Below are 14303 nucleotides of genomic sequence, written 5' to 3'. Positions count from 1 at the left end.
GCTTCCGGCTATGCGTGGCCAGGATTCCGGTTCCGAGCACGAAAACGACGTGGCATGGACCCACCGGGAGGCGGAGGCCCCGGGCTCGGCGGCAGCGGCTACGCCACCGCCGAGCTTCGGCCAGTCGCCCGTCGCCGCGGACCCGCCCGCGTGGGCCCCTCAGGATGCGCCGGCCTACAGCTGGTCGTCGCCGCCGGCGGACCTTCCCGATCTCGACGTCCCCGACGAGTCGGAGGAGACCAACGAGTTCCGGGCCATCACGCCGTTCGACACCCGGCCTCCGGGGCTGACCCGCGCCGCTCCGGCCTCGCCGTACGCGACGGCCGCTCCGGGGCCCTCGATACCGGCAGACGCTCCGCGAAGCGGGGACGACCACGGACGGCACGGATCGGCGGAGCAGCCCGGAGGCTCCCCCGAAGGGTTCCCGCCGCCGGGCCAGGCCGCCGGACATCCGGTGCAGACTCCGGAGGGCGAGCGTCCCTCTCCGGCCTTCCAGGACGCCGAGCACGGCAACTGGCCTCCGCCGTGGACTCCGCCGCCCAACCTTGAGGATCGGGCCCGGCCATGGGGGCCGATGCCCGGAACCGACGCCCCGTGGCAGACGGCGTTCAGCGGCGCCGACCAGCCGGGCCAGCATGCCCGGCCCGACTTCGACGCCTCGTCCGCGTACGGCTCCGCCGACACGCCGTCCCCCTCGGGCGCTCCGGACCCGGCCCCCCACACTCCGGCGCATGCGGCGCCCTCTCATGCGGACCCGGCAGGGGAACCGGCCGCCCGGGAGTCCTACACCCCCGCCCACGCCGTCTACGGTGCGCCCGTCTACGGTGCACCCGTCTTCGAGGCGCCCGTCGACGAGACGGCCTCCCCCGGCGCATCCGCCCCGTACGGAGATCCGCCCGCGTACGGCGGCCCCGCTTCATACGGCGAACAGCCCACCCACGCCGAACCACCCGCATACGCAGACCGGCCCGCATACGGCGAGCCCGCATACGGCGAGCCCGCGTACGGCGATGCCCCGGCGCAACCGAACGCATCGGCGCAAGCGGAGGCTTCCGCGAAAGCGGAAGAGCCGGTGAGCGGCCGTCCCGCCGAGCCCGGCGACGTTCCCGTCTGGCCGCCACTGCGTTCCGGCGGCGAGGAGACGCCGGCGCCCGACGACAGGCATATCCAGCACGACGTGCCGTCCGTCGACCACGAGGTCGCGGCCGTCGAGGTCACCGGCGCCGGCGCCGGATGGCCGACGCGCCCCGGCGCCCCCGCGTTTGAGGACTCTCAGGGCTCCGCGGGCCTCGTGCCGCCTCCGCCGATCGCCGACCCGACACCGGCCGGCCCGACGGCCGCGGATCCCCAGCCGTTCGCGGGCTACAACGACCGCCTGCCTGACGGGATCGGCGCCGGGCCTGTGATCACCGGAACGGTGGTCCCGAACTCCGCCGTGCCCGCCGAGTTCCCCGCGGGACCGGCGGCCATGGGCGACGAGACCCCCTCCGGCGCCGGAGGCGTGCTCGACCGGTGGCCGGCGGCGGACGGGCGATCACACGACGCGGGAGCCGTACCATGGTCACGACCCGAGGGCACGCCCGGCGGACCCGTCCAGGCTGACGACGACGCCATCGCGGCCGCGATCACGCCGACATCGGGCTTCGCCCAAACGGGCGGCCATCCCCCGTTGCGGATCGAGGAGCCCTCTGGCGCGGAACCTCCGATGCCCTCATCGTCCCCCCACCCGACACCAGGACAGATGCCCAAAGCTCCGACACCGCAGGACCCCGCCCAAGCGCCTACGACGCCGTTCGCCTTCACGCCGGTGACGCCGCCCCGCGCGGCGGCCAAGACGCCCGCCTCCGGATTCGACTCGCTGGGATCTCCGGGCCCGGTCACGAGCCCGCAGGCGGTCATCACGCTCCCACCTGCTCCCCCCGGCGACCCCGCGAAGAGCCCGTCGGGCATGGTCAAGAAAACGTTCCTCGGCGCCGTAGCCGTGATCGCCATCGGAGCCATCGGCACCGCGGCCTTCTACGCCTACGCCGGCCAGCCGCCCACCGCCGTTCCCACCGCCGCTCCCTCGGCATCCAGGGCCGCCACGGAGGCGACTCCCACGGCTTCGCCGTCCGCCACCAGGGCGGCGGCCACGATCCTCGACTCCGAGAAGACCGACCCCCGCAAGCTGACGCTGAAGGAGGCCTTCCCCGTCTCCAAGATCACGCTTGGCGGCAGGACATACCGGGCGGTCAAGGTCAACATCACCGGCGATTGCAGCCAGGCGGCCGCCGGGGCGTTCGCGACCGCGCTGAAGAAGGGCAAGTGCAGCCGGGTCCTGCGGGCGACCTACGTGGATTCCAAGAAGCAGTACGCGGTCACGACCGGCATCGCCGTCCTGCCCACCAAGGCGGCGGCGCTCACGGCCGACCAGAGCAAGAGCCTCGGCAGCAACCAGTGGTTCCGCGGGCTGAACGGCACTCCCGACACGGCGAGCGACCGGGTGACGATCTCGGGAGGCTACGCGGCCGGGATGGTCTGGGGGCGTTACATCGTCTTCAGCTATGCCACCTATGCCGACGGTCACACCCCGGACGCCAAGGACCGGAGCCTCGGGCCGATCAGCAGCGCCTTCCGCGACCACACCGCCGAGGTGATCGAAAAGCGCGTCACGGGCTGAGTGTGCGCACCCGGCGTGTCGACGCGGCGCGCCGGGCCAGTTCCTCCGCCGCGGGATAGCGGACCTCTTCCAGCGTCAGCCCGTGCGCGGGGGCGACGTGCACGCCGGAGTCCCGCACACCCGTGACCAGCACCTGGCGGGGCCATTCGACCGGCCTCCTGCCCTCCCCGACGGCGAGCAGCGACCCCACCAGGGCGCGCACCATGGAGTGGCAGAACGCGTCGGCGATCACGGTCGCCCTGATGATCTGGTCCTCGCCTCTGACCCAGTCGAGCCGCTGGAGCTCCCGGATCGTGGTGGCTCCCTCCCGGCTTCTGCAGAACGCCGCGAAGTCGTGCTCCCCGAGAAGGCTCGCGGACGCCGCATTCAGGAGAGCCACATCAACCGGCCGGTTGCGCCAGACCACGTCGTGCCTCCGCAGCGGGTCGACGCCCCCCGGCGCGTCACCCACCTGGTACACGTATCGCCGTGACAGCGCGGAGAATCGTGCGTCGAAGCCTTCAGGGGCCACGCAGACGGCGTTGACCCTGACATCGAGGGGCAGAACGCCTGACAGCCTCCTGATGAGCGCAGAAAGCCATTCAGGCCCCTTGCCGTCCCATAGCTCCTCGGCGTCCCCCGGCTGGGGACCCCGGCGGGCCGCCGCGTCGAGCACCGCCAGTGAGGCGATCGGGAGATCGACGTGCGCCACCTGGCCGCGGGCATGGACCCCCGCGTCGGTACGGCCGGCCACGGTCAGCGCGGGGGCCGCCTCCAACCGGAGCACACGGCCGAGAGCGTCTTCCAGTTCGCCCTGGACGGTCCTCCTGCCCGGCTGGCGCGCCCATCCGGAGAAGTCGGTCCCGTCATACGACAGGTCCAGCCGCAGCCGCACGTCCCGATCCACGTCATCCCTCCCGTACGGCCAAGCCGTACCACGCCGTACCGAAAACGCATGCCGGTGAAAACGAAGAGCGGGCCCAGGATCCCGCAAGGGAACCGAGCCCGCTCTCCGGCCTGCGCTCGACCAGACCGATCACATCGGTCAGGCCTGCTTGATCAGGCCTCGTCCTTCTTGGCGTCGTCCTTCGCCTCGGCGGCCGTCTCCGTGGCCTCGGCGGACTCCGTCGCCTCCGCGGCGGCCTCCGGAGCCTCGGCGGTCTCCACGGCCTCCTCCACGTCCGCCTGGGGCGCCTCGGCCGCGGGAGCGGGCGTGGTGCGCGAGACGGTGACCGGGTTCAGCTGCTCGCTCACCAGCTCGATGACCGCCATGGGAGCGTTGTCTCCCTTACGCGGGCCGATCTTGGTGATCCGGGTGTAACCACCGGGACGCTCGGCGAACGTCGGCGCGATCTCGGTGAAGAGGTGGTGCACGACGCTCTTGTCGCGGACGACGGTCAGCACCTGGCGACGGTTGTGCATGTCGCCCTTCTTCGCCTTGGTGATCAGCCTCTCCGCCAGCGGCCGAAGGCGCTTGGCCTTGGCCTCGGTGGTGCGGATCCGGCCGTGCTGGAACAGCTGCGTCGCAAGGTTCGACAGGATCAGCCGCTCGTGCGCCGGGCTGCCGCCCAGGCGGGCGCCCTTGGTGGGCTTGGGCATGTGATGCTCCTCATGGATAACCCGCCCCGGCCGTATCAGGTACCGGGGTCGGGCCGACCGGCGGACCGGTCGTCAACTGTCAGGGCCGTGCAGTACCGATCAGTACTGCTCGGTCTCGATGAAACCGCCGTCCTCGTCGTCGTACCCTCCGCCGGCGACCGCGGTGGGGTCGAATCCGGGCGGGGAATCCTTCAGAGCGAGGCCCATCTCGTGCAGCTTCTGCTTGACCTCTTCGATCGACTTGGCGCCGAAGTTGCGGATGTCCAGCAGGTCCTGCTCACTGCGAGCCACGAGCTCACCCACAGTGTGGATGCCCTCGCGCTTGAGGCAGTTGTAGGAGCGAACCGTGAGGTTGAGCTCCTCGATCGGCAGCGCCAGGTCGGCGGCCAGGGCCGCGTCCGTCGGCGACGGGCCGATGTCGATGCCCTCGGCCTCGACGTTGAGCTCACGGGCCAGGCCGAAGAGCTCGACGAGGGTCTTGCCCGCCGAGGCCACCGCGTCGCGGGGCTTCATGGAGGGCTTGGTCTCGACGTCGAGGATCAGGCGGTCGAAGTCCGTGCGCTGCTCGACACGGGTGGCCTCGACCTTGTAGGTGACCTTGAGAACCGGGGAGTAGATCGAGTCGATCGGAATCCGGCCGATCTCCTGTCCCGGCTGCTTGTTCTGCGCGGCGGAGACGTAGCCGCGGCCACGCTCGACGGTCAGCTCCATCTCGAGCTTGGCCTTGCCGTTCAGCGTGGCGATGTGCAGGTCCGGGTTGTGGACCTCCACCCCTGCCGGAGGCGCGATGTCGGCGGCCGTGACCTCACCGGGGCCCTGCTTGCGCAGGTACATCACCACGGGCTCGTCGTGCTCGGACGAGACGACCAGTGCCTTGAGGTTGAGGATGATGTCGGTGACGTCTTCCTTGACCCCGGGGATGGTCGTGAACTCGTGCAGCACGCCCTCGATCCGGATGCTGGTGACCGCCGCCCCCGGGATGGAGGACAGCAGCGTGCGGCGGACCGAGTTGCCGATGGTGTAGCCGAAGCCCGGCTCCAGCGGCTCGATGACGAACCGGGACCGGTGCTCCTCGAGCGACTCCTCCTGGAGGCTCGGGCGCTGGGCAATCAGCATTTTGTAACTCCTGAATCCGGGACAACCGGCGCCACTCCTTGCCGGCCTGCCCCATTCGTACGGCGACGCCCGCTATTTGACGCCACTCGCTAACAACCATGATGCCGTACGGCTCGCAATGTGCGGGCCGTACGGCGTCATCGTCCGATCCAGCGCTACTACTTGGAGTAGAGCTCGACGATCAGCTGCTCCTGAACCAGCGTGTCGATCTGCTGGCGGACCGGGAGCTGGTGCACCAGGATGCGCAGGTTCTCCGACGCGACGCCCAGCCAGGCCGGGACGGTCTTGTCACCGGCGGTGGCGCGGGCGACCTCGTACGGAAGCAGGTTGCGCGACTTCTCGCGGACCTCGACGATGTCGTGCTCGCGGACCCGGTACGACGGGATGTCGACCTTCTTGCCGTTCACCAGGATGTGCCCGTGACGGACCTGCTGGCGGGCGGCGTCACGCGACTCGGCGAAGCCGGCGCGGTAGACCACGTTGTCGAGCCTGCTCTCCAGGATCTGGAGGAGGTTCTCACCGGTCTTACCGGCCTTGCGGTTGGCTTCCTCGTAGTAGTTGCGGAACTGCTTCTCGAGGACGCCGTAGATGCGGCGGGTCTTCTGCTTCTCACGAAGCTGGAGCTGGTACTCCGACTCCTTGGGACGGCCGCGGCCGTGCTCACCCGGCGGGTAAGGACGGATCTCGATGGGGCACTTCGCGGACTCGCACTTCTTGCCCTTGAGGAAGAGCTTGGTCTTCTCCCGCCGGCACAGCTTGCAGTCCGCACCCGTGTAACGAGCCATTTTCTCTGTATCTCCTGGACTCAGACGCGACGGCGCTTGGGCGGACGGCAGCCGTTGTGCGGAACCGGGGTCACGTCCTGGATGGACCCGACCTCGAGGCCGGTCGCCTGCAGCGAACGGATCGCGGTCTCACGGCCGGAGCCGGGGCCCTTGACGAAGACGTCGACCTTGCGCATGCCGTGCTCCATGGCGCGGCGAGCGGCGTTCTCCGCGGCCATCTGCGCGGCGTACGGGGTGGACTTACGGGAGCCCTTGAACCCGACGTGGCCGGCGCTGGCCCAGGAGATCACGTTCCCGTTCGGGTCGGTGATCGAAACGATCGTGTTGTTGAACGTGCTCTTGATGTGGGCGTGCCCGTGAGCGACGTTCTTCTTTTCCTTACGGCGCACCTTCTTCGGCGCGCCTTGGCGGCTCTTCGGCGGCATTTAAGCGCTTCTCCTGAAATGTGGCTGCTAAGGACTACTTCTTGCCCGGCTTCTTCTTGCCGGCCACGGTCTTCTTCTTGCCCTTGCGGGTGCGCGCGTTCGTCTGCGTCCGCTGACCGTGGACAGGCAGCCCCTTGCGGTGCCGAATGCCCTGGTAGCAACCGATCTCGATCTTGCGCCGGATGTCGGCCTGAACCTCGCGGCGGAGGTCACCCTCGATCTTGTAGTTCGCCTCGATGAAGTCACGCATCGGCACGAGCTCGGTGTCGCTGAGCTGGTGGACGCGAAGGTCCGGGTCGATGCCCGTGGCCTTCAGGATCTCGTGGGCGCGGGTGCGGCCGATTCCGAAAATGTAGGTGAGAGCGATCTCCAGCCGCTTTTCGCGGGGGAGGTCGACGCCAACCAGGCGAGCCATGGTCGGGCATTCTCCTTCGTTGTGGCGGAGGTCTTGCGCCTCACTTCCCCTCCCCATGCCCGGGGTGAGGGCCCCGGCCTCCGACCGGGGGTCTCCCGCGTGGTCCGGCTCCCCTGCGGGAACCGCCTGCGCGGGTGTGACACGCGATTATCGTCGCCGGCCCGGATCCACCCGTGGGATGGTTCCGCCCCGGCGGGCCCTCGCACATATCGAGTCCGCTACGGGAGCGGACTCCAGGCGGGGCCGTTCGCGACTAGCCCTGGCGCTGCTTGTGGCGCAGGTTGTCGCAGATCACCATGACGCGACCGTGCCGGCGGATCACCTTGCACTTGTCGCAGATCTTCTTGACGCTCGGCTTGACCTTCATAGTCCTTATTCGTTCCGCGTACGGCCGGCCTCCATCACCGGAGGATGGCCTACTTGTACCGATAGACGATCCGCCCACGACTGAGGTCGTAGGGGCTCAGTTCGACGACCACCCGGTCGTCGGGGAGGATTCGGATGTAGTGCATCCGCATCCGCCCACTGATATGGGCAAGGACCTTATGGCCGTTGTCGAGTTGCACCCGGAACATGGCGTTCGGGAGCGACTCCACCACAGTGCCCTCAATCTCGATGGCGCCGTCTTTCTTGGCCATGGCCCTCGCGTTTCACTGATCGGTCGTCTGAGGTTTCGGAACACTAAGCAGCCGCGACCTTCACACCATTCGGAGAGCGCGGTCGGCCAAGACCGCCCATGCGCAAAAGGTCATAGTGAACCGACAAAGTAGTGTACGACAACCCCCCACCAAATGCGAAACGGAGCGGGGTGTCCCTACACAACAGGGTCAAAGGGTACCGCAGATCCGGGCGTGTCAAGGGGGAGATCGCGCCCGCCCGTCCGGCACCGCCGAAATGCCGATCCGGGCGGGCACGACTCGATCATCGCCGCGAAGGGCACAGCGGAACTGCTCCAGATCGCGCGATAAAGATCACCTACCCCGCGGAAAACCGGGCGACGGTGACTCACCGGCAAAGACTGCGTCTAACCGGAGAGCCACCCAAACCCACCGGTTTCAGCGGCGGCGGTTCCGCCCGTGCCCGGGGCCCGTACCGAAGACGGTGTTCATCAGCAGGCCGACCCCCCAGATGGCGGTCACCCACACCGGCCACGGATAGAGCAGCTGCCCGGAGCCGATGGACGACACGAGCCAGATCGTCCAGAGGACGGCGCTCGTGGCGGCCCAGCTCACCCAGGCGGCCTTCAGTTGCCCGTTGCGCGGCCGCGCAGGCTGCTTGGCGGCCGGCGCAGGCGCGGCGGGCAGTCTGTGCAGATCGATCTCCGGCAGGTCCGAGGTCAGCTTGGCCAATTCGCCGTACGTCCGGCTCTGGTAGACGCCCTCGAGCCGCTCGTTGAACTCGTCGACGGTGAGCCTGCCCTCGGCCACGTGCTCACGCAGTGCCGCCGCGACCCGGTCCCGGTCGCCGTCGGAGGCACGCATTTCCGGGGTTGCCGCCATCTTCATCTCCCGCAGATCCGCGCAATACCCTCATTATGGTCCAGGCATTCGTACGGCAAGCCGTACGAATCACGGGTTTTGCGGCCGGTCGCCCAGGAGCTCCTTGAGGCGGGACTCGCCACCGTCGAGCGCCGTCAGCACCAGCGGGCCGTCCGGAGTCACCGCGACGCTGTGCTCGAAGTGAGCCGAAGACTTGCCGTCGATGGTGACGACCGTCCAGTCGTCGTCGAGCACCTTCGTGCGCTCGGTGCCGAGATTGACCATGGGCTCCACGGCGAAGCACATCCCGGCCTCGAACCGGGGCCCCCGGCCGGGACGGCCGTGGTTGGCCACCCAGGGATCCATGTGCATCGCGGTGCCGATCCCGTGCCCGCCGTACTCGGGGGGAATGCCGAACCTGCCCTGGGAGCGGACGTAGGTCTCGACGCGGTGGCCGATGTCGGACAGGTGGCCGCCGACCGTCAGCGCGGTGATGCCCCGCCACATGGACTCCTCGGTGACCCGCATGAGCTCGGTGAGCTCGGGGGCGACCTCCCCCACGGGGACGGTGATCGCCGAGTCGCCGTGCCAGCCGTCGAGGATCGCGCCGCAGTCGAGGGAGATGATGTCGCCTTCACGAAGCTTGCGGCGGTCCGTGGGGATGCCGTGGACGACCTCTTCGTTCACGGAGGCGCAGATGGTCGCGGGGAAGCCTTGATAGCCCTTGAACGACGGGATGGCGCCCTCGCCCCTGATCGCCTTCTCGGCGATGGCGTCGAGTTCGAGAGGGGTGATGCCCGGCTGGACCGACGCCCGCAGCAGTTCGAGCGTCCTGCCGACGACCAGACCGGCCTCGCGCATCTTGTCCACTTGTTCGGGCGACTTGATCTGAATACCGTGCTTGCTCTTCTTGAACACTAAATGCACCCCCTTTCGTGATTGTCCCATAAATGGCTGAACGCCACCCCATGGATAGGGATGGCGTTCATAGCCTGGGTAAACAGCGTCAGCCTGCGAACCTTCGCAGAGCGGCCATCGCCCGCTGGGTGACCTCCTCGACCGGGCCGGTCGCGTCCACCCCGACGAGGATGCCCTCGTCCGTGTAGAAGGAGATCAGGGGCTCGGTCTGCTCCTGATAGACCTCCAGGCGGTGCCGGATCGTCTCCTCGCGGTCGTCGTCGCGCTGGAACAGCTCTCCGCCGCAGACGTCGCAGACCCCGGGTACGGCAGGCGGGTCGAAGTCCACGTGCCACACCTTGCCGCACGAGCGGCAGGTGCGCCGACCGGCCAAGCGCCGGACGACCTCTTCGTCATCCACGACGAGCTCCAGCACCAGATCGAGCCCGGTACCGAACTCGGCCAGCATCTTCTTCAGGATCTCGGCCTGGGGGACGTTGCGGGGGAACCCGTCGAGCAGGAAGCCGTCCTGCGCGTCCTTCTCCGACAGGCGGTCACGCACCATGGCCACCGTGACCTCGTCGGGGACGAGGTCACCCCGATCCATGTACTCCTTGGCGAGCTTGCCCAGCTCCGTGCCGCCGGAGACGTTGGCACGGAAGATGTCACCTGTCGAGATTTTCGGGATCGACAGGTGCGATGCGATGAACTGGGCCTGCGTCCCCTTACCCGCTCCGGGGGGCCCAACCAGGACGAGGCGCACTATCTCAGGAAGCCCTCGTAGTTGCGCTGCTGAAGCTGGCTCTCGATCTGCTTGACCGTGTCAAGTCCGACACCCACCATGATCAGAATGCTCGTCCCTCCGAACGGGAAGTTCTGGCTGGCACCCGCCACCGCGAGCGCGATGATCGGGATGAGCGAGATGACACCCAGATACGGAGCGCCCGCGGCCGTGAGCCTGTTGAGCACGAAGCTCAGGTACTCGGCGGTCGGCCGGCCCGGACGGATGCCCGGGATGAACCCACCGTACTTCTTCATGTTGTCGGCGACTTCAACGGGGTTGAAGATGATGGACACGTAGAAGTAGGTGAAGAAGATGATGAGGAGGAAGAACGTGGCCATGTAGACCGGGTGGTCACCGCGGACCAGGTTCTGCGCCAGCCAGTCGATCACCACGTTCGGCGTCTGGCTGTTGCCGAAGATCGTGACCAGCAGCTGGGGCAGGTAGAGCAGCGACGACGCGAAGATGACCGGGATGATGCTGGCCTGGTTGACCTTCAGCGGAATGTAGGTCGAGGTCCCGCCGTACATCCGCCGGCCGACCATCCGCTTGGCGTACTGCACAGGGATGCGGCGCTGTGCCTGCTCGATGAAGACGACCACGGCGATCATCACGACGCCGACGACCATGACCACGGCGAACTTGAAGGCGTCCTGGCGGAAGATGCTCAGCAGCTCGGCCGGGAAGACCGCGATCACCTGGGTGAAGATCAGGATCGACATGCCGTTACCCACGCCGCGGTCGGTCACGAGCTCGCCCAGCCACATGATCACCGCGGTACCGGCGGTCATGGTGATGACCATGGTGACGATCGTGAAGACGTCCTGGTTGAGCAGGATCTCCTGGTTACAGCTCGGGAACAGCTGCCCGCTGCGCGCCAGGGCGACGAAGGCCGTCGACTGGAGAATGCCCAGACCGATGGTCAGGTAACGCGTGTACTGTGTGATCTTGGCGTTGCCCGCCTGGCCCTCCTTCTTGAGAGCCTCGAGCCGCGGGATCACCACCGTGAGCAGCTGCAGGATGATGCTCGCCGTGATGTACGGCATGATGCCGAGGGCGAACACCGACAGCTTCAGCAGCGCACCGCCGCTGAACAGCTGCACCATTCCGTAGATGTTGTTGGAGTCGCCCGCCTGCGCCTGATCAAGGCAGAGCCGGACGTTCGCGGCGTTGACGCCGGGAGTAGGAAGCACCGAGCCGAGCCGGAACAGCACAATGATGCCCAGAGTAAAGAGCAACTTATTGCGCAGGTCCGGAGTCCGGAATGCCCGGGTAATCGCGGTTAGCACGGTCCCTCCAGCGCGCCCAAGACGCGGTTTCGGTCGGCGATGGTCCGAGGGCGTCCATCGACATGTCTTCTTGCCAGTGAGTCAGGTGGGACGCGAACGAGCCCACTGCCCAGCGAACTCTAACGCACTACGGGCGCGGAGGCTCATATCGAACCCCCGCGCCTCGTACAGCATCATGCCTAAAGCTCGGAAACCGAGCCTCCGGCCGCGGCGATCTTCTCCTTGGCGCTGGTGGAGAAGGCGTGCGCCTGCACGTTCAACGCCACGGAGATCTCGCCGGTTCCCAGCACCTTGACGGGCTGGTTCTTGCGCACCGCGCCCTTGGCGACCAGGTCGCGGAGGGCGACGTCGCCGCCCTCCGGGAAGAGCTCACCGAGCTTGTCCAGGTTGACGACCTGGTAGGTCGTCTTGAACAGAGCGTTGGAGAAGCCCTTCAGCTTCGGCAGCCGCCGCTGGAGCGGGATCTGGCCACCCTCGAAGCCGAGCGGAACGTTGTTACGGCTCTTGGTGCCCTTGGTTCCGCGACCGGCGGTCTTGCCCTTGGAGCCCTCGCCACGGCCCTTGCGGACCTTGGCCTTGTTCGAGCCGGGAGCGGGCCGCAGGTCGTGAATCTTGAGCGGAGCGTTCTCAGTCATGACTAGTCCACCTCTTCGACATCGACGAGGTGCGTCACAACGGCGACCATGCCCCGGATCTCCGGGCGGTCCTCCTTGACGACGACGTCGCCGATTCGCTTCAGGCCCAGCGAGCGAAGCGAGTCACGCTGGTTCTGCTTGCCGCCGATCTTCGACCGGACCTGAGTGATCTTCAGACGAGCCATCGCTAGCTCACCGCCTTCGCCGCCGCAGCCTCCGCGAGGCCCTCGGCGCGAGCCTTGAGCATCGCCTTGGGGGCGACGTCCTCGATCGGCAGGCCACGGCGGGCGGCGATCTCCTCGGGCCTGCTGAGGCCCTTCAGAGCCGCCACGGTGGCGTGCACGATGTTGATCGGGTTGTCCGAGCCGAGCGACTTGGACAGCACGTCGTGGATCCCGGCGCACTCCAGGACCGCGCGCACCGGGCCACCCGCGATGACACCGGTACCGGCGGAGGCCGGACGCAGCAGGACGACGCCCGCGGCGTCCTCACCCTGCACGGTGTGCGGGATGGTGCCCTGGATGCGCGGCACCTTGAAGAAGTGCTTCTTGGCCTCCTCGACGCCCTTGGCGATCGCCGCGGGCACCTCCTTGGCCTTGCCGTACCCGACCCCGACGAGGCCGTTGCCGTCACCGACGATGACCAGCGCGGTGAAGCTGAAGCGCCGGCCGCCCTTGACGACCTTGGCCACTCGGTTGATCTTTACGACGCGCTCGATGTACGAGACGCCCTTGTCGGCGGCGCCGCCGCGGCGATCGTCACGACGGTCCCGCCGCTCGCCACCGCCGCCTGCGCCGCGACGCGGAGCTGCAGCCATCAGTGGTTCCTCTTCTCGTTGCTCATGGGACGGGCTGACATCAGAACTCCAGCCCGCCTTCCCGGGCGCTGTCCGCGAGCGCGGCCAGGCGGCCGGCGTAGCGGTTGCCACCGCGGTCGAAGACGACGGCGGTGATCCCGGCGGTCTTGGCCCGCTGAGCGAGAAGCTCGCCGACCTTCTTCGCCTTCTCAGTCTTGTCACCCTCGGCGCCGCGCAGGGAGACGTCCATGGTGGACGCGCTCACCAGCGTGTGGCCCTTGGTGTCGTCGACGATCTGCACGAACAGGTGCCGCGTGGACCGGTTGACGACCAGACGCGGACGCTCGGTGGTGCCGAAGACGTTCTTGCGGACTCGGTTGTGCCGGCGGGCCCGCGAGACAGCGCGGGCGGCCGTGTGCTTGCCGAACGCAGTCTTGCCAGCCATGACTACCTACCAGCCTTTCCGACCTTGCGGCGGACAACTTCGCCTTGGTAGCGCACGCCCTTGCCCTTGTACGGGTCCGGCTTGCGCAGCTTCCTGATGTTGGCGGCGACCTCGCCGACCTTCTGCTTGTCGATGCCGTCCACGTGGAAAAGCGTGGGCCGCTCGACGCGGAAGGTGATGCCCTCGGGAGCGTCGACGATCACCGGGTGGCTGAAGCCCAGCGAGAACTCCAGCTGCGTCGGGCCCTTGGCCTGGACGCGGTAACCGACGCCGACGATCTCCAGCGTCTTCGTGTACCCCTGCGTCACGCCCGACACCATGTTGGCGATCAGCGTGCGCGACAAGCCGTGCAGCGCACGGATCTTGTTCTCGTCGTTGGGGCGACTGACGGCGATCGTGCCGTCCTCGGCCCGAGCAACCTCGATGGGCTCGGCGACCGTGTGACTGAGCGTGCCCTTGGGCCCCTTGACCTGGACGTCCCGACCACTGATGGTGACGTCGACACCTGCCGGTACGGGGATGGGCAGCCGTCCGATTCTCGACATGCTGTGGTTCCTCCCCTCTTACCAGACGTAGGCGAGGACTTCCCCGCCCACTCCACGCTTGCCGGCCTGCTTGTCCGTCATCAGGCCGCCGGACGTCGAAATAATCGCAACGCCCAGACCGCCGAGAACGCGGGGCAGGTTGTCCTTCTTTGCATAGACCCGCAGGCCGGGCTTGGAAACCCGGCGCAGGCCCGCGAGCGAACGCTCACGGCTGGGGCCGAACTTCAGCTCCACCACGAGGTTCTTGCCGACCTTGGCGTCCTCGACGCTCCAGGCCTGGATGTAGCCCTCCTGCTGAAGGATCTCGGCGATGTGCGCCTTGATCTTCGAGTAGGGCATGGTGACGGTGTCGTGATAGGCCGAATTCGCGTTACGCAGACGCGTCAGCATGTCTGCGATCGGGTCGGTCATCGTCATGGCCGGTGGCCTTCCTCACCGCGGTTTCCACAGAGGTGGACC

19 protein-coding genes are annotated in these 14303 nt (G+C 67.9%); 1 reads left to right on the top strand and 18 read right to left on the bottom strand.

Features of this window, described 5'->3' with window-relative positions:
- Positions 1–10 precede the first annotated feature (10 nt).
- On the top strand, positions 11–2659 hold the full coding sequence (locus tag Pth03_RS07240) for a hypothetical protein (protein ID WP_203943355.1): 2649 nt from the start codon (positions 11–13) through the stop codon (positions 2657–2659).
- On the opposite strand, the gene truA is transcribed toward Pth03_RS07240, so the two are convergent.
- The 18 genes from truA to rpsH form a co-directional block, all read right to left on the bottom strand.
- On the bottom strand, positions 2649–3545 hold the full coding sequence (gene truA, locus Pth03_RS07235) for a tRNA pseudouridine(38-40) synthase TruA (RefSeq protein WP_203943354.1): 897 nt from the start codon (positions 3543–3545) through the stop codon (positions 2649–2651). The genes Pth03_RS07240 and truA overlap by 11 nt on opposite strands.
- A gap of 152 nt (positions 3546–3697) precedes the next feature.
- The gene (gene rplQ / locus Pth03_RS07230) at positions 3698–4237 is read right to left on the bottom strand and encodes a 50S ribosomal protein L17 (RefSeq protein ID WP_203943353.1); all 540 of its coding nucleotides are present in this window, start codon (positions 4235–4237) and stop codon (positions 3698–3700) included.
- A gap of 99 nt (positions 4238–4336) precedes the next feature.
- Positions 4337–5353 (bottom strand): DNA-directed RNA polymerase subunit alpha, encoded by a 1017-nt coding sequence (locus Pth03_RS07225; RefSeq protein WP_203943352.1) that lies wholly within the window; start codon positions 5351–5353, stop codon positions 4337–4339.
- A 158-nt stretch (positions 5354–5511) separates the two neighbouring features.
- Complete coding sequence (gene rpsD / locus Pth03_RS07220; protein WP_203943351.1) at positions 5512–6138, bottom strand: 30S ribosomal protein S4; 627 nt, start codon at positions 6136–6138, stop codon at positions 5512–5514.
- A gap of 20 nt (positions 6139–6158) precedes the next feature.
- Positions 6159–6563 (bottom strand): 30S ribosomal protein S11, encoded by a 405-nt coding sequence (gene rpsK, locus Pth03_RS07215; protein WP_203943350.1) that lies wholly within the window; start codon positions 6561–6563, stop codon positions 6159–6161.
- A gap of 34 nt (positions 6564–6597) precedes the next feature.
- Entirely contained in the window at positions 6598–6978 is a 381-nt protein-coding gene (gene rpsM / locus Pth03_RS07210) for a 30S ribosomal protein S13 (protein ID WP_203943349.1), read from the bottom strand.
- A gap of 253 nt (positions 6979–7231) precedes the next feature.
- Positions 7232–7345 (bottom strand): 50S ribosomal protein L36, encoded by a 114-nt coding sequence (gene rpmJ / locus Pth03_RS07205; protein ID WP_003956441.1) that lies wholly within the window; start codon positions 7343–7345, stop codon positions 7232–7234.
- Between the two features lie 49 nt (positions 7346–7394).
- Positions 7395–7616 carry a translation initiation factor IF-1 gene (gene infA, locus Pth03_RS07200; protein WP_012887858.1) on the bottom strand — a complete coding sequence of 74 codons (222 nt, stop codon included), beginning with the start codon at positions 7614–7616 and terminating at the stop codon, positions 7395–7397.
- 417 nt (positions 7617–8033) lie between these two features.
- Complete coding sequence (locus tag Pth03_RS07195; RefSeq protein WP_203943348.1) at positions 8034–8477, bottom strand: DUF1707 domain-containing protein; 444 nt, start codon at positions 8475–8477, stop codon at positions 8034–8036.
- Positions 8478–8546: 69 nt separating this feature from the next.
- Complete coding sequence (map, locus tag Pth03_RS07190) at positions 8547–9374, bottom strand: type I methionyl aminopeptidase (protein ID WP_203943347.1); 828 nt, start codon at positions 9372–9374, stop codon at positions 8547–8549.
- Positions 9375–9462: 88 nt separating this feature from the next.
- Complete coding sequence (locus Pth03_RS07185; protein WP_203943346.1) at positions 9463–10116, bottom strand: adenylate kinase; 654 nt, start codon at positions 10114–10116, stop codon at positions 9463–9465.
- Entirely contained in the window at positions 10116–11423 is a 1308-nt protein-coding gene (gene secY / locus Pth03_RS07180; RefSeq protein WP_203943345.1) for a preprotein translocase subunit SecY, read from the bottom strand. The genes Pth03_RS07185 and secY overlap by 1 nt, the downstream gene beginning before the upstream one ends.
- Before the next feature lie 179 nt (positions 11424–11602).
- Positions 11603–12058: a 50S ribosomal protein L15 gene (gene rplO, locus Pth03_RS07175; RefSeq protein WP_203943344.1), complete on the bottom strand. Its 456-nt coding sequence runs from the start codon at positions 12056–12058 to the stop codon at positions 11603–11605.
- A gap of 2 nt (positions 12059–12060) precedes the next feature.
- Entirely contained in the window at positions 12061–12243 is a 183-nt protein-coding gene (rpmD, locus tag Pth03_RS07170; protein ID WP_093171751.1) for a 50S ribosomal protein L30, read from the bottom strand.
- Positions 12244–12245: 2 nt separating this feature from the next.
- Entirely contained in the window at positions 12246–12875 is a 630-nt protein-coding gene (gene rpsE / locus Pth03_RS07165; protein ID WP_203885777.1) for a 30S ribosomal protein S5, read from the bottom strand.
- Positions 12876–12915: 40 nt separating this feature from the next.
- Entirely contained in the window at positions 12916–13299 is a 384-nt protein-coding gene (rplR, locus tag Pth03_RS07160) for a 50S ribosomal protein L18 (protein WP_203943343.1), read from the bottom strand.
- A gap of 2 nt (positions 13300–13301) precedes the next feature.
- Complete coding sequence (rplF, locus tag Pth03_RS07155; RefSeq protein ID WP_203943342.1) at positions 13302–13844, bottom strand: 50S ribosomal protein L6; 543 nt, start codon at positions 13842–13844, stop codon at positions 13302–13304.
- 18 nt (positions 13845–13862) lie between these two features.
- Positions 13863–14261, bottom strand: coding sequence for a 30S ribosomal protein S8 (gene rpsH / locus Pth03_RS07150; protein WP_066933619.1), 399 nt, complete (start codon positions 14259–14261; stop codon positions 13863–13865).
- Positions 14262–14303: the final 42 nt, after the last annotated feature.

Origin of the sequence: Planotetraspora thailandica, assembly GCF_016863335.1 — a bacterium.
In the GTDB taxonomy this organism is placed as follows: Bacteria; Actinomycetota; Actinomycetes; order Streptosporangiales; family Streptosporangiaceae; genus Planotetraspora; species Planotetraspora thailandica.
The sequence above is the reverse complement of the archived record's forward strand: the minus strand, read 5'-3'. Positions and strand labels throughout refer to the sequence as shown.